23 protein-coding genes and 1 pseudogene are annotated in these 20,729 nt (G+C 64.9%); 15 read left to right on the forward strand and 9 right to left on the reverse strand.

Annotated features, from left to right (window positions below):
- Nucleotide 1: 1 nt before the first annotated feature.
- Nucleotides 2-1,615 carry an ABC transporter substrate-binding protein gene (locus HACJB3_RS01270; RefSeq protein ID WP_008418726.1) on the reverse strand — a complete coding sequence of 538 codons (1,614 nt, stop codon included), beginning with the start codon at nt 1,613-1,615 and terminating at the stop codon, nt 2-4.
- Between the two features lie 399 nt (nt 1,616-2,014).
- Here HACJB3_RS01270 and HACJB3_RS01275 point away from each other — a divergent pair, with 399 nt between their 5' ends.
- Together HACJB3_RS01275 and HACJB3_RS01280 are read left to right on the forward strand one after the other, a co-directional pair.
- Nucleotides 2,015-2,218, forward strand: a complete 204-nt coding sequence (locus tag HACJB3_RS01275) for a DUF7561 family protein (RefSeq protein WP_008418724.1) — start codon at nt 2,015-2,017, stop codon at nt 2,216-2,218.
- Between the two features lie 31 nt (nt 2,219-2,249).
- Complete coding sequence (locus HACJB3_RS01280) at nt 2,250-3,995, forward strand: helicase C-terminal domain-containing protein (protein ID WP_008418723.1); 1,746 nt, start codon at nt 2,250-2,252, stop codon at nt 3,993-3,995.
- Between the two features lie 102 nt (nt 3,996-4,097).
- Here the strand turns inward: HACJB3_RS01280 and HACJB3_RS01285 are convergent, their stop codons facing one another.
- The 3 genes and pseudogenes from HACJB3_RS01285 to HACJB3_RS01295 all read right to left on the reverse strand — a co-directional run bounded on the left by HACJB3_RS01285 (nt 4,098) and on the right by HACJB3_RS01295 (nt 7,174).
- Nucleotides 4,098-5,114 carry a class I SAM-dependent methyltransferase gene (locus tag HACJB3_RS01285; RefSeq protein ID WP_013199330.1) on the reverse strand — a complete coding sequence of 339 codons (1,017 nt, stop codon included), beginning with the start codon at nt 5,112-5,114 and terminating at the stop codon, nt 4,098-4,100.
- Entirely contained in the window at nt 5,111-6,226 is a 1,116-nt protein-coding gene (locus HACJB3_RS01290; RefSeq protein ID WP_008418719.1) for a 60S ribosomal export protein NMD3, read from the reverse strand. Before HACJB3_RS01290 ends, HACJB3_RS01285 begins: the two co-directional genes overlap by 4 nt.
- A 49-nt stretch (nt 6,227-6,275) precedes the next feature.
- Nucleotides 6,276-7,174 (reverse strand): annotated as a pseudogene (locus HACJB3_RS01295) (polysaccharide deacetylase family protein).
- 110 nt (nt 7,175-7,284) lie between these two features.
- On the opposite strand from HACJB3_RS01295, the gene htpX reads away from it, so the two are divergent.
- The 4 genes from htpX (at nt 7,285) to HACJB3_RS01315 (ending at nt 10,331) form a co-directional block, all read left to right on the forward strand.
- Nucleotides 7,285-8,163 carry a zinc metalloprotease HtpX gene (gene htpX, locus HACJB3_RS01300; RefSeq protein WP_008418717.1) on the forward strand — a complete coding sequence of 293 codons (879 nt, stop codon included), beginning with the start codon at nt 7,285-7,287 and terminating at the stop codon, nt 8,161-8,163.
- Between the two features lie 48 nt (nt 8,164-8,211).
- Complete coding sequence (pspAB, locus tag HACJB3_RS01305; protein WP_008418716.1) at nt 8,212-8,817, forward strand: PspA-associated protein PspAB; 606 nt, start codon at nt 8,212-8,214, stop codon at nt 8,815-8,817.
- 115 nt (nt 8,818-8,932) lie between these two features.
- Nucleotides 8,933-9,967 carry a DNA repair and recombination protein RadA gene (gene radA / locus HACJB3_RS01310; protein ID WP_008418715.1) on the forward strand — a complete coding sequence of 345 codons (1,035 nt, stop codon included), beginning with the start codon at nt 8,933-8,935 and terminating at the stop codon, nt 9,965-9,967.
- A gap of 46 nt (nt 9,968-10,013) precedes the next feature.
- A complete protein-coding gene (locus HACJB3_RS01315; protein WP_008418714.1) occupies nt 10,014-10,331 on the forward strand; it encodes a 2Fe-2S iron-sulfur cluster-binding protein in 318 nt (105 codons plus the stop codon).
- Here the strand turns inward: HACJB3_RS01315 and HACJB3_RS01320 are convergent.
- Nucleotides 10,328-10,747 carry an iron-sulfur cluster assembly scaffold protein gene (locus HACJB3_RS01320; protein WP_008418713.1) on the reverse strand — a complete coding sequence of 140 codons (420 nt, stop codon included), beginning with the start codon at nt 10,745-10,747 and terminating at the stop codon, nt 10,328-10,330. The genes HACJB3_RS01315 and HACJB3_RS01320 overlap by 4 nt on opposite strands.
- Nucleotides 10,748-10,792: 45 nt before the next feature.
- Nucleotides 10,793-11,995 carry an outer membrane protein assembly factor BamB family protein gene (locus HACJB3_RS01325; protein ID WP_008418712.1) on the reverse strand — a complete coding sequence of 401 codons (1,203 nt, stop codon included), beginning with the start codon at nt 11,993-11,995 and terminating at the stop codon, nt 10,793-10,795.
- Between the two features lie 423 nt (nt 11,996-12,418).
- On the opposite strand from HACJB3_RS01325, the gene HACJB3_RS01330 reads away from it, so the two are divergent.
- Nucleotides 12,419-13,120, forward strand: coding sequence for a hypothetical protein (locus HACJB3_RS01330; RefSeq protein ID WP_008418711.1), 702 nt, complete (start codon nt 12,419-12,421; stop codon nt 13,118-13,120).
- Between the two features lie 105 nt (nt 13,121-13,225).
- On the opposite strand, the gene HACJB3_RS01335 is transcribed toward HACJB3_RS01330, so the two are convergent.
- A complete protein-coding gene (locus HACJB3_RS01335) occupies nt 13,226-14,467 on the reverse strand; it encodes an aminotransferase class V-fold PLP-dependent enzyme (protein ID WP_238532858.1) in 1,242 nt (413 codons plus the stop codon).
- 155 nt (nt 14,468-14,622) lie between these two features.
- Between HACJB3_RS01335 and HACJB3_RS01340 the strand changes: the two genes are divergently transcribed.
- On the forward strand, nt 14,623-15,597 hold the full coding sequence (locus HACJB3_RS01340) for a TatD family hydrolase (protein WP_008418707.1): 975 nt from the start codon (nt 14,623-14,625) through the stop codon (nt 15,595-15,597).
- Here the strand turns inward: HACJB3_RS01340 and HACJB3_RS01345 are convergent, their stop codons facing one another.
- Together HACJB3_RS01345 and HACJB3_RS01350 are read right to left on the reverse strand one after the other, a co-directional pair.
- Entirely contained in the window at nt 15,598-15,888 is a 291-nt protein-coding gene (locus HACJB3_RS01345; RefSeq protein ID WP_008418705.1) for a DUF424 domain-containing protein, read from the reverse strand. It lies immediately after the preceding gene.
- 2 nt (nt 15,889-15,890) lie between these two features.
- Nucleotides 15,891-16,628: a tetratricopeptide repeat protein gene (locus HACJB3_RS01350; protein ID WP_008418703.1), complete on the reverse strand. Its 738-nt coding sequence runs from the start codon at nt 16,626-16,628 to the stop codon at nt 15,891-15,893.
- A 259-nt stretch (nt 16,629-16,887) separates the two neighbouring features.
- Here HACJB3_RS01350 and thpR point away from each other — a divergent pair, with 259 nt between their 5' ends.
- From thpR to ftsY, 7 genes are all read left to right on the forward strand, one after another.
- Nucleotides 16,888-17,451 (forward strand): RNA 2',3'-cyclic phosphodiesterase, encoded by a 564-nt coding sequence (thpR, locus tag HACJB3_RS01355; protein ID WP_008418700.1) that lies wholly within the window; start codon nt 16,888-16,890, stop codon nt 17,449-17,451.
- A gap of 79 nt (nt 17,452-17,530) precedes the next feature.
- Nucleotides 17,531-17,824, forward strand: coding sequence for a DUF7563 family protein (locus tag HACJB3_RS01360; RefSeq protein ID WP_148258217.1), 294 nt, complete (start codon nt 17,531-17,533; stop codon nt 17,822-17,824).
- Nucleotides 17,825-17,867: 43 nt separating this feature from the next.
- Nucleotides 17,868-18,020, forward strand: coding sequence for a 50S ribosomal protein L39e (locus HACJB3_RS01365; protein ID WP_008418697.1), 153 nt, complete (start codon nt 17,868-17,870; stop codon nt 18,018-18,020).
- The gene (locus tag HACJB3_RS01370; protein WP_008418696.1) at nt 18,020-18,298 is read left to right on the forward strand and encodes a 50S ribosomal protein L31e; all 279 of its coding nucleotides are present in this window, start codon (nt 18,020-18,022) and stop codon (nt 18,296-18,298) included. Before HACJB3_RS01365 ends, HACJB3_RS01370 begins: the two co-directional genes overlap by 1 nt.
- Nucleotides 18,298-18,963: a translation initiation factor IF-6 gene (locus HACJB3_RS01375; protein ID WP_008418694.1), complete on the forward strand. Its 666-nt coding sequence runs from the start codon at nt 18,298-18,300 to the stop codon at nt 18,961-18,963. The genes HACJB3_RS01370 and HACJB3_RS01375 overlap by 1 nt, the downstream gene beginning before the upstream one ends.
- Nucleotides 18,964-19,039: 76 nt before the next feature.
- Nucleotides 19,040-19,495 carry a prefoldin subunit alpha gene (pfdA, locus tag HACJB3_RS01380; protein WP_008418693.1) on the forward strand — a complete coding sequence of 152 codons (456 nt, stop codon included), beginning with the start codon at nt 19,040-19,042 and terminating at the stop codon, nt 19,493-19,495.
- 3 nt (nt 19,496-19,498) lie between these two features.
- Complete coding sequence (gene ftsY, locus HACJB3_RS01385; protein WP_008418691.1) at nt 19,499-20,692, forward strand: signal recognition particle-docking protein FtsY; 1,194 nt, start codon at nt 19,499-19,501, stop codon at nt 20,690-20,692.
- Nucleotides 20,693-20,729 lie beyond the last annotated feature (37 nt).

Consider the following 20,729-nt stretch of genomic DNA (forward strand, 5'->3'; position numbering starts at 1 on the left):
TCTACTCGACTGACGTCGTCGCGAACGACTCCGCAAGCGGTAGCGTCCCCGAATCGGGGTGGGTCTGGTAGCCCGAGACGTAATCCTTGAACGCATACCCGTTGATCAGGTTGTACGCGGGCAGGTGGACCCGGTCTTCCAGGAGCGTCGTCGTCGACTCGATGTAGAGCTGTCGTCGCTCCTCCCGGTCGGTCGACTGGCGTGCGTCTACGATCTGCTGGTCGACCTCGTCGTTGCGGTAGAAGGTCCCCTGGGTGACGCCCTCGTTCTCCTGGGCGAACATGTAGTAGGTAAACGCCTCGGGGTCGGGTGAACCCGACCAGCCCAGCGCGTACAGGTTGTAGTCGTCCTCGGCCCCCGAGAGGTACGCGTCAGTGAAGGCCCCCCAGTCGAGACGTTGGACCTCGACGTTCTCGAAGCCGGCCTCCTGCAGGCCGTTGCCGACGCCGACGCCGATCTGCTCGCGCATGTCGTCCGGCGGGACGATGATCCGCCAGTTGTAGTCCATCGAGACACCGGCTTCCTCGAAGAGCTGCTGGGCCTGCTCGATGTCCCGGTCGTGGGGGATCTCGGACCACTGGTCGGTCGGGAAGTCCCACCCCTCGGAGATGGACTCGGGGAAGGGGCTGTACTGGCGTACGCCTGCGGGTTCGACGTAGTTGCCGACCTCCTGGTCGAGCGAGACGCAGTAATCGACCGCCTCGCGCACCAGCGGGTCCGAGGTCGGTCCCTCCCCGCAGTTAAAGGCGAGATAGAAGTAGCCGATTCCGGGTGTCTCGTCGATGGTCACGCTGTCCATCCCCTCGACCTGGTCGTACAGCTGCGGCGGGATGGTCTCGATGACGTCGTTCTCGCCGGTTTCGAGGGTCGTCACGCGGGTGGACTGTTCCTCGACGCCGCTGAACTCGACGAGATCCAGCTCGGCACCGTTCTCGCCCCAGTAGTCGTCGTAACTCTCGATGCGGACGTACTCGCCTTCTTGCCACTCGGAGAACTGGAAGGGGCCCGAGCCGATCGGGTTCTCGTGGTTGAACGCGTCGGGGTCCTCCTCACGGACGGCCTGCGGGACGACCTCCCGGATCAGCGTGTAGTCGAACGCGCCGTAAGGGTAAGACAGATCGAACTGGACGGTCTGCTCGTCGATGGCTTCGGCGGAGTCGATCATGTCGACCTCGCCGGCGTTTTCGGTCTCCTCCTCGAGGGGTGCGACGTAGGAGTAGACGGCGTCCTCGGCGGTCACGGGGTCGCCGTTGTGGAACGTCGCGTCCCCGTTGAGTTCGACGATGTATCGCTGGCCGTCGTTCTCGATTTCGGGCTCACCGGCCGCGAGTGCGGGCTCGATCCCGGTCGCGTCCTCGTTGTACGTGTACAGTCCTTCGAAGATCTGGCCGACGACCTGCTGGGAGGGGACGTCGTTGAGGACGATCGGGTCGAAATCGAGCGCGCCCTTTACCTGCGCGAAGTAGAGCTCGCCCGAGGTGCCGCCGCCACCGCCCGAATCGCCGTTGTTGCCGCCGCCTGCACAACCGGCCAGGCCGACGGCGCCGGCTGCGCCGACGTACTTCAGAAGGCTCCGACGATCGAGAGTGTCGTTGGGTCGAATAGTGTCTTTCATGAGTCGTGTTCTACCGCGATACTCCCAATTTCAGATAGTTGAATAAAAACTTGTCGAAAGGATGGTCACCTCTTCCCGATAAAAACGATAGATATTGCAAAATACTTCGGAAAAATTTTCTGAAATAGTTTATTTTCCTCTATAGTGGGAGAACCATATTTATAGCTATTAATAAGGTTGAAATCCGAGCAGTCCGATCTCGTCCTTCCGGGGTCCGATTCCCGGCACGCGCAAGTGCTATCCGTCTTCGAATCCGGCCACGATCGTGCAACATCGGTGATACGTCTGCGAAAACGTCTATTAACGGACTGTTCTTCTCATGACAGCAGATCGACGCCGGGGACCCCATTGACACCCGGGCGAACGAGGTGTTTAGGCGACGCGGCCCGAACCGCATCCGTGACACCCTGTGACTGCTGTGGCGAGGACGTCCACGTCGCGGGCGGCATCGCCGATATCTGGTCCTTTTCCCAGGAGCCGACCGGCGGGATGATCCTCGAGTTCGAGGACGGCACCGAACACTTCCTCTGTTATGGTTGTATCGAGCGCCTGCCCGACGATCCCGAGGCGGCGGACGTCGCCGCGCTCTCGGAAAGCCGCTAGCTTTAGGGCCGTCCCGCCCCCGTCTTCGAGGGTGCAGCCCGCCCGCATCGAGAGCGAGTTCCCCGCACCCTCCCACCGGGGCAACCAGCGCGAGGCCCTCCGCGAGATCCGCGGGGCCTTCGAGGCCGGCAACGACGTCGTGTTGGTTCGTGCGCCCACCGGCAGCGGCAAGTCCCTGCTGGCCCGCGCGATCTGTGGGGCCGCGAGGACCCCCGAGGAGGCCGAACCGAGCCAGGCTACTGGCGCGTACTACACCACTCCGCAAGTCTCGCAACTCGACGACGTGGCCACCGAACCGTTGCTGTCGGACCTCCAGGTCATCCGCGGGAAGGGAAACTACACCTGCATCCTGCCGGGCGAGGAGACCACGCCGGTCGACCGCGCGCCCTGCGCGCGCGAGCGGGGCTACGACTGTGCGGTGAGACATCGCTGTCCGTACTTCTCCGATAGGGCGATCGCCTCCAATCGGACGATCGCGGCGATGACGCTCGCCTATTTCATGCAGACCGCCGGCTCGGAGGTCTTTCGCACGCGGGACGTCTGTGTGATCGACGAGGCTCACGGTCTCGCCGACTGGGCCGAGATGTACGCGACCATCGACCTCGGGCCCCGAACCGTGCCCATGTGGACGGACCTCTCGGTCCCCGAGGTGGAGTCGGTCTCGCGTGCGGCGCGCTACGCCGACTCGCTCGCCCAAACGTGCACCCGCCGCAAGGACGAGTTGCTCGTCCCGGAACAACTCACGCCCGAGGAGGCCGCAGAACGCGACCGCCTGCAGGAGTTGATCGCGGACCTCGAGTGGTTCGTCAGGGACCATCGGGACCCCGAGAGCCCGACGACGTGGGCGGTCGATCAGGCCGAGGATCGCTTGCTGTCGATCAAGCCGATGAACCCCGAGCGCTACCTCTCGCATACGGTCTGGGAGCGGGCGAACCGCTTTGCCCTGCTCTCGGCGACCATTCTGGACAAGGCGGCGTTCTGTCGGGGCGTCGGTCTCGACCCCGACCGGGTCGCGCTGGTCGACGTCGGCCACACCTTTCCCGTCGAGAACCGACCCCTGTTCGACGTCACGCAGGGGCGGATGACCTACGACGAACGCGAGGAGACGATCCCCGAGATCGCCCGGGTACTCGTTCGGATCATGGCAAAACACCGTGACGAGAAGGGCCTCGTCCACGCCCACTCCTATGCGATTCAGGAGCGCCTCGCCTCGCTGCTCGCCGACTTCGGCGTTGGCGACCGGGTGCGAACCCACGATCGGGAGGACCGCGACGCCGCCCTCGAGGCGTGGAAGGAAAGCGAGGGCGCGGACGTGTTTCTGGCGGTGAAGATGGAGGAGGCACTCGATCTGGTGGGTGATCTGGCGCGCTGGCAGGTGCTCTCTAAGGCTCCCTACCTGAACACACGCGACTCGCGGGTAGCCCACCGCCTCGAACGGGGCCAGTGGGCGTGGTACCACCGGGCGGCGCTTCGGACCGTGATTCAGGCCTGTGGGCGGGTCGTTCGCTCGCCCGAGGACTACGGGGCGACGTATCTGGCGGATTCGAGCCTGCTCGACCTCTTCGAGCGCACGCGGGGGGAGATGCCGCCGTGGTTCGCGGAGCAGGTCGAGCGAACGAGTTCGCCCGATCTACCACCCTTCGAGGCGAGTACGGGTTCGGGGACCGGATCGCCCGCCCCGGGGACCGACCGGGGGACGACTCGAACCCCGAGCGGGTCGACGTCGTCCGCGGAGCGCTCGAACCACCCGCTGAGCGACGTGTGGGGCGACGGCTAGATCAGCGCGAGGCTCCCGACCATCGAGCCGACCAGCAGGACTACGAGAACGAGCGCGACCACCTGTTGTCTGTCCATATCCCCACCCAACCGTTCGACGCAATTAATCGCTCCGGCCGACCCGCGCGTCCACCACGACGTGTGCGACACCCGCGCTGTGGCTCTTTACTCGACGTCTGTCGAGAATTTCGACCGTCCGTCCGGCGCTCGTGGCCGCGTTTCGGAGCCGCGAGACGGGTCGTTCTGGCAGTTCGGCCTCGGGCGTCGCCTCGTGCATGTGGAGGACGCCGTCATCGCGCAGCGCGTCGAGCGCGCGATCCAGATAGTCGTGGGCCTCGTAGTAGCCCATCACCACGCGATCGACCCCCGTAACTTCGACGTCCCGGCAGTCCGCCCGGTAGGCGTCGATTCGCTCCTCGACGCCATTCAGCACGGCGTTCTCGAGCAGGTACCGAAAGGCGACCGGGTTTCGCTCGATGGCGCTCACGTGCGCGCCGGCCCGCGCCATCGGCAGCGTGAAGTAGCCGATTCCGGCGAACATGTCCAGCACGCGCTCGCCCTCCTCGACGACTTCGCCCATCCGCGTGCGCTCTCGCTTGTTGCCCGGCGAGAACATCACCTTCGAGAGGTCGAGCGCGTACTCCGTCCCGTGTTCGGTGTGGACCGTTTCGGTGTCGCCCGCGCCCGCGACCACCCGAACCGCGGGCTCGCGGTGCGCGCCGGTGATTCCCTCCCGGGCGAGGACGGTATCGGCGCCGCCGTGCAGTTCCAGTAGCGCCTCGCCGACTTCCCCTTCGCGGGGACAGCCCTCGAAACGTGTGAGGATCACGCTCCCGATGACGGTCCACGAGTTGGGGGCGCGTTCGATCTCCGCGTCACTCCAGTCGCGCGCGGCCAGCAGGTCCGCTAGTCCGGGCGCGCGCGCGTCTGGGTCGGGCTGGCGGATCACCGCACGCACCTCGGTGTCCGTCGGACGACGGGTCACCGGCAGCGCAAGCGCCCCCTTGCCCGCCTCGCGGACCCTTCGAGTGTCGTCGTAGACTCCCTCCGCGCGCAGTGCCGCGATCGTCCGCTCGCCGTCGGGTTTCGGGACGATCGCCGCAAGCGGGTCGTCGCTCATTCCGGTCCGTCCTCGGGGACGGCGTACAGGCCGGCGCGGCTCTTCAGGACGGGGACGGTCCCCGATTCGACGTCGAGGAAGTCGGGTCGCGGGATGGTTTTGGACTCGTAGGTCTCGGGGTCGAGCACCTGGACCGCCCGTTCGTCCTCGACGCTCACGAGCGTGGTCTGCTGGGCGTTCTCGATCCGCCCGAGTCGGCGGGCGTCGGGCGAATCTCCCTCCTCGAAACTCGACTCGTAGCGCTCGCCGGTCGCGAGCCGGCGACCCTTGACGGTGCCCCGGGCGCTGCGGACGAGTACCGGTCCCTCCCCGTCCTCGGGGTCGATGATATCCCCCCTGGTAAACGGTGGCAGGCGGACCGCGTAGGTCACCCGGTAGACCTCGTTGCCGTCCTCGTCCTCGGTGACGAGCGTCTCCGAATCGCTAAAGCCTCCGCCGAAGCGGTTCACGAGGCGCTGGGAGATCTTCTTGCCGATGTTGGTCGTCGAGACCTTCACGTCGACGCCGTCCGCGGTGTCGTCGATCTCGGTGACGAAGGCGTTTCGGTCCCCGGTGGCCTCCATCTCCTCGACCACGGCGTGGGAGATCTCCTTTGTGGCTTCGCGCTCCTCGCTCGTGGGCGTCCGGTCGGTCGCACGCAACTGGACGACACTCGCGTAGTAGCTACCCGCGATCCGCCCACAGCGTGTGCAGGTCTCCCGCGAGATCGTTACCGGGACCACGACCTCCTCCTCGATCGCCTCGCCACGGACCACACCGGTGAACAGACAGTGCATTCGGATCGTGTTCTGATCGACCTGTTCGGGTTCGACCTGCCAGGCTACGCTCTCGGCGTCGAGGTGTACACCTAGGGAGTCGCTCACGGCGTCGATCGCCACGTCGGTGTAGTCCTCGGCGCCGACGTCGACCCAGCGGTTTCCGCGATGGACGGCTCCACACTGCGCACAGACCCGCACGGTCAGTCTCTCCGGTGCGGAAACGAGTTCGAAGTCCTCGAAGTAACAGGCATCACAGAGTCCCGTCTCGGCGGCGGCGGGCGCGCCGGGCAAGTCCGGACGCTCGCCGCCCTCGACGGGGTCGCCACAGCGAGGACAGAAGGCCGATCGGCTCATACCCGATCTACCCGATCCGGTCGGTTAAGCGTCGCGCTACTCGATCGATTCAGACGAACTCGCCCTCGCTTTCGGATCTCGTCGGGTCCTCGTCGAACTTCTCGGCGACGGTCTCTAGGGTCGTGAACTCCACGCCGTCGTGGCCCTTCATGTATTCGATGAACCCCTCCAAAAGCGGGATCATCTGTGGGCGACCGTGGACGTCGGGGTGGATGGTGAGCGTGTAGACGCCAGCGCCGCGGCGCTCGTAGAGGTAGTCGAAGTGGGCCTCGTAGAGCTCCTCGTAGATCATCTTCGGGCTTGTATAGCCGTTGTTGTAGTTGGGCTGTTTCATAAAGAGCATCGGCGGGACGTCGTCGCGATACCACGAGATGGGGATCTCGACGACGTCGGTTTGCTGGCCGTACTCGTAGGGGTGCATCCACGTCTCGGCGGGTTTGTCGTAGTCGATCGACTCCCAGCTGTCGCCGATACGCATGTACAGCGGCTCGAAGTCGCTCTCCATCAGGCTGCTGTCGTAGCGAAAGCCGTACTCCTCGACGAGTTCGGGCGTGTTCTCGCTGTACTCCCACCAGCTCGCGCGGTGGCCGACCGGCTTCTCGCCGGTGAGGTCCTCGACGAGACCGATCGACTTCGCGAGGATGGTCTCTTCCTGCTCGCGCGTGAGGTCGGTCGGGTTCTCGTGGGTGTAGCCGTGGACGCCGATCTCGTGACCGGCGTCCGCCACCGCACCGATCTCCTCCTCGAAGGTCTCGATGGTGTGGCCCGGGACGTACCACGAGGTGTCGATCCCGGCGTTCTCGAAGACCTGCAACATGCGCGGGATGCCCTCATTCCCGGCGAGCAACCCCGGGTGAGGTCAGAGGGCGAGTCGTGGGCGCTGTAGGTGCCCAGCCATCCCGCGACGCAATCCACGTCGATCCCGATCGCGACGTCTATGTCTCCCATTGTGATCCTCCGTTCGGGGCGTCGACGCACAGTCACATAGTAGTACCCGCACGATCTCGCCCCGAGGCAATCTCAACACTTTAACTGTCCGAGACCGTACGAATAGGTACATGGAGTGGAAAACGGACTGGGGGCTTCGCGGGCGCATGGCTTTTACCATGTTCCTGCTCTTTGCCCTCTACTTGGTGTTCGCTGCGGTCGTCGCCGCCTACCTCGGCGGCGGAGCGATCACGATGCTGGTGTTCATGGGTGGCTTCTCGCTGGTACAGTACTTCTTTAGCGACAAGCTCACCCTCTGGAGCATGGGGGCCCACGAGGTCAGCGAGGACGAATACCCCCAGCTACACGATGCGGTAACTCGCCTCTCGCGGCAGGCCGACCTGCCCAAACCGACCGTCGCGGTCACGGACTCGCGGGTTCCGAACGCGTTTGCGACCGGGCGCAACCAGAAGAACGCCGTCGTCTGCGTGACGACCGGAATCATGGACACGCTCGACGGGGAGGAACTCGAAGGCGTCCTTGCTCACGAACTCGCCCACATCAAGAACCGCGATATGATGGTGATGACGGTCGCTTCCTTCCTCTCGACGCTCGCCTTCATTGTCGTCCGGTGGGGCTGGCTGTTCAGCGGCGGGGGCGACAGTAGGAACCAGGCGCCCGTCTGGGTGGCGATCGTCGTCTCGCTTCTGGTGTGGGTAATCAGCTTCCTGCTGATCCGCGCGCTCTCGCGCTATCGCGAGTACACCGCCGACCGCGGGGCGGCCATGATCACGGGCAAGCCCTCGGCGCTGGCCTCGGCGCTGATGAAAATCTCTGGGCGCATGGACCGGGTGCCGAAGGAGGACCTGCGCGAGGAGGCCGAGATGAACGCGTTTTTCATCATCCCGATCAACAAGGGTTTCGTCGGCCGGATCGCGAGCACGCACCCGCCGACCGAAAAGCGCATCGAGCGACTGCGCGATCTCGAACGCGAACTCGCGACCGCCTGATCGACCACGGACCTCAACGCCTTTACTTTTGGTATCCCATCGTTCGATATGGGTATCATGGACACCATCCGCGCCGTCTTCGGCAACAGCGCGGAACACGACGCCACCCGCGAGGCCGACCCCGAGGACCTCTTCGGGATGAGCACGGCCTACATCACCATGGAGGCCGATCTCGACTACCCGAACGAGGGTACCGCGGCGCTCTGTTTCTCCAGTGTCGACAGCACGGACTTCGAGGACACCCTCATGGAGGTGCGGGACATCCTCGAGGCCGGCGAGGCCGAGACCGGGACGACGGCCTCGATCCGCATGGACCAGCAGGGCTATCACTGGGTCGTCCTCGCGGACTCGGACCCCGAGGATCTCGTTACGAGTATCCACTTCGCCGCGGATACGTTCATCGAGCGGGGCTACGGCTCGCGGCTGCTTGCGGCGCTGTTCACTTTCGAAAACGGCTCGCGATACGTCTACTGGGTCTACTCCTTCCGACGGGGTGCGTACTATCCCTTCGCGCCCATCCGCGGGCGCGAGCGCGACCAGTCCGTCGAGTTCAAACTCCAGAGCGTTCTGGACGGGGAACTCGGCGTCGAGGACGATACGGACTACTGGTACCCGCTGTGGCCCGACTCTCCCGAGAAGCATCCCTGGGACTAATCCTCGTTTTTGAACGTTCGTCTCCGAGTGTGCCGTATCCGATTCCCCTCCCGCGCTTTCACTTCCACCCTCCTGTTAACGAGCGTTTATACGGGTATAGGCACAAGGTGGGAGTATGGCAGCAGACTCAGACCTCGAAGACCTCCCCGGCGTCGGTCCCGCGACCGCCGAGAAACTCCTCGATAACGGCTACGACACCTATACGAGCCTCGCGGTCGCCAGCCCCGCCGAGCTATCGAACACGGCCGACGTCGGCGAGTCGAGCGCCGGCGACATCATTCGGGCCGCCCGGAATGCCGCCGACGTCGGCGGGTTCGAGACCGGGTCGACGGTGCTCGAACGGCGCGAACGGATCGGCAAGCTCTCCTGGCAGATCCCCGAGGTCGACGAGATGCTCGGCGGCGGCGTCGAGACCCAGTCGATCACCGAGGTCTACGGCGAGTTCGGTGCCGGCAAGTCCCAGGTCACTCATCAGCTCGCGGTCAACGTCCAGCTCCCTCGCGAACAGGGCGGCCTCGAAGGCAGCGCGATCTTCATCGACTCGGAAGACACCTTCCGCCCCGAGCGGATCGACGACATGGTCCGCGGGCTCGAGGATGACGTCATCGCCGCGACCCTCGAGCACCGCGAGATCGAGGGCGGGCCCAACGACGAGGCCGCACTCGACGTGCTCGTCGAGGACGTCCTCGATAAGATCCACGTCGCGAAGGCGTTCAACTCGAACCACCAGATGCTGCTGGCCGAGAAGGCGAAGGAACTCGCCGGCGAGAGCGAGGACACCGAGTGGCCAGTTCGACTGGTCTGTGTCGACTCGCTGACCGCGCACTTCCGCGCGGAGTACGTGGGCCGTGGCCAGCTCGCAGAACGCCAGCAGAAGCTCAACAAACACCTCCACGACCTCTCGCGGATCGCCGACCTCTACAACACCGCGATCCTCGTGACCAACCAGGTCGCCTCGAACCCCGATTCGTTCTTCGGCGACCCGACCCAGCCCATTGGTGGCAATATCCTCGGTCACAAGTCCACCTTCCGGATGTACCTCCGCAAGTCGAAGGGCAACAAGCGGATCGTCCGCCTCGTGGACGCGCCGAACCTCGCCGACGGCGAGTCGGTTATGCGCGTCGAGGGTGCGGGTCTGAAGCCCGAGTAATCCGAGCGCCCGACGGGTTTGTCCGTCACCGGCGCCTTCGGCTCGTATGGGTCACGAGATAACCTTAGAATGGCCGGGCGATCGGGTCGAGACGTTTTCCGTCGAGCGAAACGAGACGATCCTCGAAGCCGCGGCTCGCGTCGGGATCCGTCTGCCGTACGACTGTCGCAGCGGCACCTGTGCGGAGTGTGTCGGACAAGTCCTCGAAGGGAGTATCGAACACCGCAGGATGCCCCGGGCGCTCGAAGAGTCGGACAGAAGAGAGGGATACGCGCTCCTGTGTATCGCGGTGCCGCGCGAGGACTGTCGCATTCGAACGGGATCGCGACTCAAGGCCGAACTCGGGTCGAGCCCGTGGGGTTAATCCTCGGTCGTCGTTTTATCGAGGTCCTTTTGTCCTTGGTGAATCTCCGCGCCGTCCTGTACCACTTTCTCGGCGAGGACGGCACACTTGATGCGCATCGGGCTGATCTCGATTCCGAGCATCTCGGTGATGTCGTCGCGATCCATCTCGGCCAGTTCCTCTAGATTCATCCCCGGTAGCTTCTGGGTCAGCAGGCTCGCGCTGGCCTGACTGATCGCACAGCCGTCGCCAGAGAAGGCGACGTACTCGATGGTTTCGCCGTCGTCTTCGAGGTTGACGTCGACCCTGATCTCGTCGCCACACATCGGGTTCTCGCCGACGTGTGAGAAGGTGGGGTCCTCGAGCTCGCCGTAGTTCCGGGGGTTCTTGTAGTGATCGAGGATCTGCTCGCGATACATATCCGATCCCATGCTCATAGTGCGATCGAGTACGGGAGTGGCCGGCAAAAGGGTTCCGCAGGGCTATCTGAGCGCGTAGACGCTCCCGTCGGTGCTGCCGACGTACAGCGCCCCGTCGACCACCGCCGGCGAGGAGAACGTCACCGGGCCGATCGACAGGCTCCACTGGTTGGTCCCCTCGGCGGCGTCGAGCGCGTAGACGCTGCCCTCGCGGTTGGCGACGTAGACCCGCTCGCCCGCGACCGTCGGCGAGGACCAGACCTCCCCGCCGGTCTGGAATCGCCACAGCTGTTCGCCCGATTCGGCATCGAACGCGTAGACGTTGCCGTCGCGGTTGGCGGCGTAGACGGTTCCGCCGACGACCGCCGGCCCCGAACCGGTCCAATCACCCGTTTCGACTCGCCATCGCTGTTCGCCCGAGGCGGCGTCCAGCGCGTAGAACCCGCCACCCCTGTCGCCGACGAAGACGGTCCCCTCGGAGACGGCGGACGGTCCCTCGAACTCCCCCGCCCCCTCGACGGTCCATAGCTCCTCGCCGGTCGCGGCGTCGAGCGCGTAGAAGACGCCGTCGAAACTCCCGACGAAGACCGACCCACCGTCTACTGCGGGACTCGCGACGACCTCCGCGCCGGTCCCGGCCCGCCACTCGTCGCCGCCGAGCGCGTAGACGTTGCCGTCGTCACAGCCGATGTATAGCGTGCCGTCGACGATCGCCGGCGACGAGCCCACGTCGTCGTCCGTCTCGAAGCGCTCGGCCTCCGTGCCGTCCTCAAGTGCGAGTGCGTGAACCCCGTCCTCGAACCCGCCGACGTAGGCGAACTCGTCCTCGATCCCGACCGACGAGAAGACGTTCCCGCCCGCGTCGAACGTCCAGACCTCCTCGCCGGAGTCCGTTCCGAGTGCGTACAGCGTGTCGTCGTAGCTGCCGACGTAGACCACGCCCTCGAAGACGGTCGGCGAGGCGTAGATCGCTCCGCCAGTCTCGACCGTCCAGGCGACCGCGGGATCGTCGGGACCGCTCGCGTCGGACAGCGCGCCCGTGTTCGCGACGTCGGCGCGGTAGGTCGGCCACCCCGTCGGGGACGAAGCGTTTCCGTCGTCGTCCCCGCCCCCGTCGAGCGTGTCCTCGCCACTCGACGACCCGTTCGATCCGTTCGACCCGTTCGGGTCCGACCCGCCCGTATCGGTACAGCCGGCGATCCCGTAGAGCGCGCCGGCCCCGAGCGCCGAGAGCACTCGCCGCCGCCCCGGGTTCGTCCCGTCCATGGGCACCCCATCACGGCGGGCGGACCTGAGCGTTTCGATCAGCCGGCAGAACGACAAAAAGTGTACACTACTTCCGTCGACCGGGACGTATCCTTACTTCACAGCGGCGATGATCGGTGCACGATGGCGATACATCATGGACAACACCTCGTGCTTCCGCCCGTTCTTTCGGCCTCGTCGGGTACGCTGACCCACTTTCTCGATTTCGACCGACACTATCGATCTTCCATCTCCCGTCCCCATTGGGGCCTCACTCCCCGTAGCCACTATCTCCGTCGCTCGCCGAATCAGTCATCGGTTCGTCAATACTGTCTTTCATCCATAATCAATATATACATATTTTGAAATATATATCTTTAGTCATATCAGATAGATTTATCTCTCATCCGACAGTCGTTCCAATCGCTCCGGGGGGAGCAACAGATGACAGACGAGAGTGACTCACACGACGGCCAGCGAACGCGACGAACCGTGCTGAAAGCAACCGGACTGGCGGCGACCGGTCTGGTCGGGTTCTCCGGCGTCGGTGCGGCCCACGGGGGCCACGACGACGATGACAAGGAGCGGAAAGACCCGTACTTCCGGGGTTTCCGACACGGCTATCACGGCGAGAAAAAGCGAAAACGCCACGGTAAAGGCTACCACGACGGATACGACTTCGGGACGAAGAAACGCCGCCGACACAAACACTACGACCTGAACCTCGAAGCGTACTACGACGGGTTCCGAGCCGGGTACTTCGACAAGAAAAAACACACCAAGAACACGGGCTACCGGGAGGGATACGAACACGGCAAGAGGAAAGCCAAGAAGCACCGGAAGAACGGTGGGAAAAAGCGCCGTGGCGGTCGGAACGATCACGACGGGAAACGGAAGGGTCGTGACAAGGACGACCATGATCACGATCACGACCGGAAGCGAAAGGATCGGGACAAGGACGATCACCACCACGACCACGACGATGACGACCGCAAACGCCGTCGCAGGGACGACGACGATGACGACGACGGAAAGCGAAAACGTCGCCGTCGAAAGGACCGCGACCGTGACCACGATCACGACGATGACGACGACAGGAAGCGAAAACGCCGCGACCGGGAACGGGACGGGAAAAAGGACGACTAACTCGATCGTCCCGACGGTTACCGCCTGAGCGCCCGCCACCGATGGCGGGTTCCCCGTCGAGAACCGAACTCGGGAGACCCCTTCTGGCGACGGTATCCCGGTCGATCAGGCGAACAACTGCCGCGCGTCGTCGACCGCCTCGACCAGTCGATCGATCTCCTCGCGGGTGTTGTAGATGTAGAAGGAGGCCCGTGCGGAGGCCGCAGTACCGAGAACGTCGTGCAGCGGCTGGGTGCAGTGATCGCCCGCCCGGATCGCCACCGCGTGATCGTTCATGATCGAGGCCAGATCGTGGGCGTGAACGCCGTTGAGGTTGAAGCCGACGAGTCCGCCGCGGTTTTCGGCCTTTTGGGGCCCGTAGATCTCGATGTCGTCGAATTCCGTGAGGCGCTCTAAGGCGTACTCCGTCACCCATTCCTCGTGGGCCTGAACCCGCTCCATGCCGATCCCCTCCAAGTACTCGACCGCGCGTTCGAGTGCGATCCCCTGGGCGATCAGGGGGGTGCCCGCCTCGTACTTCCAAGGCAGGTCGTTCCACTTCGCGCCCTCGAAGGTGACTTTCTTGATCATGTCGCCGCCATAGAGGAACGGCTCCATCTCCTCTAAGATCGCCTTCTTGCCGTAGAGACAGCCGATACCCGTGGGACCGGCCATCTTGTGACCCGAAAAGGCGTAGAAATCCGCGTCGATCGCCTCGACGTCGACGGGGCGGTTCGGAACGGCTTGCGCGCCGTCGACGAAGATGAGCGCGTCCTGTTCGTGGGCGAGGTCGGCGAGTTCCTCGACGGGGTTGATCGTCCCGAGGGCGTTCGAGACGTGGACGACCGAGACCATCCGGGTGTCCGGGCCGATCAGATCGCGGGCGTGGTCCATGTCGAGTTCGCCCTCCTCGGTGATCCCGATGTAGCGCACCGTCGCGCCGGTCCTCTTTGCGATCTGCTGCCAGGTGACGAGCGAGGCGTGGTGTTCCATCTCCGTGAGGACGACCTCGTCGCCCTCGCCCAACTCGTTCAGCCCCCACGCGTAAGCGACGAGGTTCTCGGCTTCGGTGGTGTTTTTCGTAAATACCATCTCCTCGCGCCCGCCCGAGGCGCCGACGAAGTTCGCGAGCGTGTCGTGGGCCTCCTCGTAAGCGATCGAAGCCTCCTGGCTCAAGTGGTGGATCCCGCGGTGGACGTTCGCGTTCGTTTCCCGGTAGTAGTCGCCGATCGCGTCGATCACTTGGTTCGGCGTCTGTGTGGTGGCGGCGTTGTCGAGGTAGACCAACTGGTTGCTGTCGAACTCCCGTTCGAGGATCGGGAAGTCCTCCCGGACGCGCTCGACGTCGAGCGGCGCGGATTCCTGAATGCCCATTGATAGCCGAAAGGGGTTCGAGAAAGAACATTCCTTCGGTCCACACGGGGTGACGTAACCGGATCCGGTTCACGCATCCGTCAACGACGATCTCCCCTCTATGAGATAAGTTTCCATACCATTACTATCCTTCCGGTGTAGGAGGGTACATGGCTTCGTTCGCGAACCGGCCACTCGGCTCCGCACCAACCGGGAACTCCCCGGATCCGCTCGACATCCCTTGGATCGACATCCACCAGCACACCCAGTCGCTGACGTGGAACGACAGGGAGAAATTCGACCTCAGCGGCGCTCGCGCGGCCGTGATGATCGCCGCGGGCTACTACTGGGCACCCTATCGCCCCGTCTCCGCCGACGACGTCCGCTTTCTCTGGGACGACGCCCTCCGGCGGGCGGCGTGTTTCGACCATCGCCATTTCTACGACCAGTACGTCGCCGTCGGCGTCCACACCTGGGCCGGCGTCGACGGAGCGGCGGAACTGCTCGCGGCCCTCCCCGAGTACTGCGAAGACGAACGGGTCGTCGCTATCGGCGAGACGGGCATCGAATCGACCCACCACACCGCCGCCTGGGGGCTCGACGACCAGCGCGACGTCGTGCGCGAGCAGATGCATATCGCCCGCGAGACGGGCCTCCCGATTCTCGTTCACACCCCCGGATCGAGCAAGGGCGGCTTACCCGCCCAGTACAGCCACAGCTACGAGGAGGCCAACGACAGTTTCACCGAACCGCTGCTCGATCCCGAGAACGCGAAACGAGAAGCAGTAGAAATCGACCTCGAACTCGCGGCGGAGGCGGGCCTTCCCGACGAACAGGTGGTGATCGATCACGCGAGCCCGGCGGTCGTCCCGCTCGTCATGGAAACCACCGACTGCTATCTGAGCTTCAGTATCAGTGCGCCGTGGCTGCGTGGCTTTGATCCGGCCGACGTCGCCAGCGCAATCGAGGAGTACGGTGCCGACAGGATCGTCCTCGATACGGACCTCATCGGCGCGATGGAACACGACGTCTTCGCGATGAAACGGACGATCATGGACCTCTGTCGCCTCGGCGTCGATCGCGAAGTGATCCGGACGGTCGTCTACGAGAATCCCGCGAGGCTCCTGTCGCTCGACACCGAGTGATCACATCCGCAGGAACTGCGCGTGGGGCGTGCCGTCGATCTCTAGTACGTTTGCCTCCTCGACGTGACCCTCCTCGATCGCGAGCGAGACCGCCCGCTCGCCGACGAGGTTCGCCACGCTCGCACGCGCGAGCGTCGTCGCGACCTCCGCCGTCTCGGCTTCCTCGCCACCGTAGAACTCCTCGCTGACGGTGATCGAGACCTCGCCGTTCTCGAACGTCTCCCCAAGGACATCGCGATCACAGACGGACACCAGCAGGCCCTTGGGGGTCTCGCGCTCGGTGAGGATCATCGCTATCGCTCCATCAGCTGTTCTTCGGTTTCGGCGCGCAGTTCCTCGGCCTCCTCCGCGAGGTCCTCTGCGCGTTCGTCCTCGCCCAGTTCTTCGTGGGCGCGGGCCTTCTCCGCGAGTAAGTCCGCGTTCCTGAGTCCCAGCCGCATCGCGTTGTCGAAGCAGTCGACCGCCTCCTCGGCCAACCCGCGTTCGAGCAGGAAGAAGCCGCGGTTGTACCACGCCTGCGGGAAGCGGTTGTCGATCTCGACGGCGCGTTCGGCGTGTTCGAGCGCCTGCTCGGTTTTACCGGTCTCCCAGAGCGCGTACGCGAGGTTGGTCTCGGCGACCGCGGCGTGTTCCGAGCGTTCTGCGATCGCCAGCGCCTCCCGGTAGGCGCCGATCGCCTCGTCGTACTCCCCGAGTTCGGCGTGGGCGACGCCCTTGTTCGCCCAGGCCTCCTGGGACTGAAGCGACCCGTCCTCAGCGAAGCGGGCGGCGCGCTCGAAGGTTTCGGTCGCCTGCTCGTGGCGGTTGATCTCCATATACGAGAGGCCGACCTCGATCAGCGACTCGACGTCGATGTCTTCGCGCGAAACGTTGTGTTCGTCGAGCAAGTCCGTCAGTACACGCGAGTCGACGGGGTCGACCTTCTCGGGATCGACCCGGAGTTCGGGCGGGTCGAGGTCGAACTCGTCGTAGGCCTCGCCGAACCCCTGGCCCTCCGAAAAGCGGTGGTCGCGGTCCTCTGAATCGGTCATGGTCGCGGTAGGCGAGGGTGCGGGGTAAGGCTTACGTCGAAAGCCCTCGGCGCGTACTGGCGTACGCGCCTCGCCCTTTTCATTTCCACCAGGACGCATCACAGCCGCCCGACCGGGCGGCTGCTCTCGGGGACGCCAGCCCTCCCCCGCCCTTCTCGTGCGGGCGGCACTCCTGCCGCTCGCACTCGTACCGGCCGCCACACTGCGACAACACCGCCCGCACCCACACCGATTAGCCGATCCGGACCGAACCCTCGCTATGCGCCTGTTCGTCAGCATCGACCTTCCCGGGAGGTTCGCCGAGCGAATCGCGGCCCTTCAAGAGGAACTCTCGACGGCGGAGGGGATCCGCCCCACCGACCCCACTCAGACCCACGTCACGATGAAGTTCCTCGGCGAGGTCGACGAGGACCGCATCCCCGAACTCGGGGCGGCCCTCGAAAAGGCTATCGCCGAGGCCGACGTCTCGCCCTTCGAGGCCGAATACGGCGGGCTCGGAGTCTTTCCCTCCCTCGAGTACATCAGCGTCGTCTGGCTCGGGGTCCGCGAGGGGAGCGAGGAAATGGGCCGGCTCCACGAGGCCGTCGAACGCGAGACGACGGCGCTGGGGTTCGATCCGGCGGAGCACGACTTCACCCCCCACGCGACCCTCGCGCGAATGGATCACGCGGGCGGGAAGGAACTGGTTCAGCGACTCGTCCGCGAGCGCGACCCGACAGTTGGCCGAACGACGGTTCGAGCGCTTCGACTGACCGAGAGCGAACTCGGCCCTGACGGGCCCGCCTACTCGACGCTCCGTTCGTATCCGCTCGACTCGGAGTAGTCACTTACCCGGGAGTCGGTCGCTCTGTCACCATCCAGTAACTATAAAATTTATTATACTTTAGATGCTACACGTCTGTATGGTTCGATGCAACCGCTGTAATGGGTACGTTTCGCGCGACTACGCCCGTGTGTTCGGTGACAACGAGGATTGCGTGCGTTCCTGTCCGGAGTGTCAGGCGGGCTGGGACGACGGGTCCGAGACCGAGGAGACCGATTCCGAACGGAACCTGACCTTTAGAATGAGCGAGTTCGAAACCGAGACCGACTCGGACGCGGAGGGCACGCGAGCGCCCGCCGAATCCACCTCGGAGACGGCTGAGGGCGCCTCGCGGTTCGGCCGCGTCGGTCGGGCGGTCTCGGGCCTGTTCTGAAAAGGACAGGATTTTATGCGCCGACGGGGTACTGGCGGGTACTATGGGCAAGAAATCGAAGGCGAAGAAAAAACGCCTGGGGAAACTCGACCGCCAGAACTCGCGGATTCCCGCGTGGGTGATGCTCAAGACCGACCGCGACGTAACGCGAAACCCCAAGCGGCGCAACTGGCGCCGTAGCGACACCGACGAATAATGAGCGCGAGCGACTTCGAGGAACGCGTGGTAACGGTCCCGCTGCGGGACGCGAAAGCGCAGGCCAGCCACGAGCGCGCCGACAAAGCAATGTCGATCGTCCGCGGGCACCTCGCGAAGCACTTTTCGGTCGACGAGGACGCCGTGCGACTGGACCCCTCGATCAACGAGGCGGTCTGGGAACGGGGCCGTCGAAAGCCCCCGAGCAAGCTGCGCGTGCGGGCGGCTCGCTTCACCGAGGAGGGCGAGGCGCTCGTCGAGGCCGAACTCGCTCGATAGTGCTTCGCACCGCCTTTTTCGGCTCGTCGTCTGTCGGTGTCTTCGCTCGAGCAACCGACGACGCACTCCTCGTGCGAAACGACGTCGAAGACGACCTGCGCGAGGAGTTGGAGGACGAACTCGACGTCCCCTCGCTCCCGACGACCATCGGCGGTTCCTCTACCGTTGGCGCGCTCTCGGTCGGTAACGAGAACGGCCTGCTGGTCAGCAGTCGGATCACCGAGACCGAACGCGAGGCGATCGGGACGGTTACGGACCTGCCGATCACCGAGCTACCGGGGCGGATCAACGCCGCCGGTAACGTCGTACTCGCGAACGACAGCGGCGCGTACGTCCACCCGGACCTCTCTCGAGAGGCCGTTCGCGCGGTTGAAGACGGGCTCGGCGTTCCGGTCGAACGGGGCGAACTGGCCGGCCTCAGGACCGTCGGAACCGCGGCGGTCGCGACCAACGACGGCGTACTCTGTCATCCGAAGGCCACCGACGGCGAACTCGACTTCCTCGAGGAGCACCTCGGCGTTTACGCCGATATCGGGACGATCAACTACGGCGCTCCCCTGGTGGGGGCGGGACTGGTCGCAAACGAGTTCGGTTACGTCGCGGGCAAGGACACCACGGGACCGGAGCTTGGGCGGATCGAGGACGCGCTTGGCTATCTCGACTAGGAAGATACTTCCGACTCGCGGGCCCAGTTGTGGGCATGACGTTCGTTTCTCTCGATACGGTGATCGCGCGATGAGCATGGGCGGCGCAAGCCCCGAACTGCAGGAGCTCTCCCAGCAGCTCCAGGAGCTCGACTCCCAACAGGACGCCTTGGAGGGCGAGGTCGACGAGCTGCAGAACGAGCAGGCCGAGATCACGGAGGCCGTCTCGGCGCTCGAATCGCTCGAAACCGGCGCGACGGTGCAGGTCCCGGTCGGCGGGGGCGCGTACGTCCGTGCGACCGTCGACGACATCGACGAAGTCGTCGTCGACGTCGGTGGCGGCTTTGCGGCCGAGCAGGAACGCGACGACGCGACCGAGACCCTCCAGACCAAGCGGAACACGCTCTCCGAACAGATCGACGAACTCGAGGCCGAGATCGACGAACTGGAATCGGAGATCGACGAGGTCGAACAGCGCGCCCAGCAGGTCCAACAGCAGGCCCAACAACAGGCGATGCAGCAGATGCAGCAACAACAGAACGACGAGCAGTAAGCCATGTTCGACGGCCTGAAAGAGAAGCTCGGGCGCTTTCGCGACGACGTCGAGGAGGAAGCCGAGGAGGCGGACGACGAGGCGCCCGAACCGACCGGCGCGGACGGGACGGCCGAACCCGCCGAACCTGCGGATCACGACGAACCGCTCGGAGAAGCGGAGCCGTCCGCCGAACCGGCCCAGAGCCCGACACCCGATTCCCCGCCGGAACCGGCCGGCTCCGGCGAGCCGCTCGAACCCGAGGCTCCCGTCGAGACGTCGGATGAGCCGGATGTGGAGTCGACGGGCGACGAGCGGGCGTCGGACTCTGGCGGCGGGTTCATGCACCGCGCGAAGTCGCTCGCGACCGGCCAGATCGTCGTCGACCCCGAGGTCATCGAAGGGCCCTTGGACGATCTCGAGTTCGCGTTGCTCGAAAGCGACGTCGAGTTCACGGTCGCCCAGGAGATCGTCGCCAACCTCCGGGACGAACTCGAGAACGCGACCCGCGGGATGACCCAGACCGTCGAGGAACGGGTCGATCAGGCCCTGCGGGAGGCACTTCTGGAGGTAATCAGCGTCGGCCAGTTCGACTTCGACGAGCGGATCGCGGCGGCCGAGAAACCCGTCACTCTCATCTTCACCGGCGTCAACGGCGTCGGCAAGACCACCTCGATCGCGAAGCTCTCGCAGTACCTCGAAGAGCGGGGCTACTCAACGGTGCTCGCAAACGGCGACACCTATCGTGCGGGCGCGAACGAGCAGATCCGCGAGCACGCACGGAACCTCGATACGAAACTCATCTCTCACGAACAGGGTGGGGACCCGGCGGCGGTCATCTACGACGCCGTCGAGTACGCACAGGCCCACGGGATCGACGTGGTGCTTGGCGATACTGCGGGTCGGCTCCACACGAACGAGGGACTGATGGACCAACTCGAGAAGATCGACCGCGTCGTCGGGCCCGACATGACGCTGTTTACCGACGAGGCCGTCGCCGGTCAGGACGCCGTCCAGCGCGCCAAGAAGTTCAACGACGCCGCCGAGATCGACGGCGCGATCCTCACGAAGGCAGACGCCGACGCCAACGGCGGGGCGGCGATCTCGATCGCGTACGTCACCGGCAAGCCGATCCTCTTTCTCGGCACCGGACAGGGCTACGACGACATCGAGCGGTTCGATCCCGACTGGCTCGTCGATCAACTCCTGGGCGCGTGATGAAGCCCGTCCTGCCCGAGCGATCGGACCCGCAGCA

This window comes from Halalkalicoccus jeotgali B3 (assembly GCF_000196895.1).
GTDB classification, from domain to species: domain Archaea; phylum Halobacteriota; class Halobacteria; order Halobacteriales; family Halalkalicoccaceae; genus Halalkalicoccus; species Halalkalicoccus jeotgali.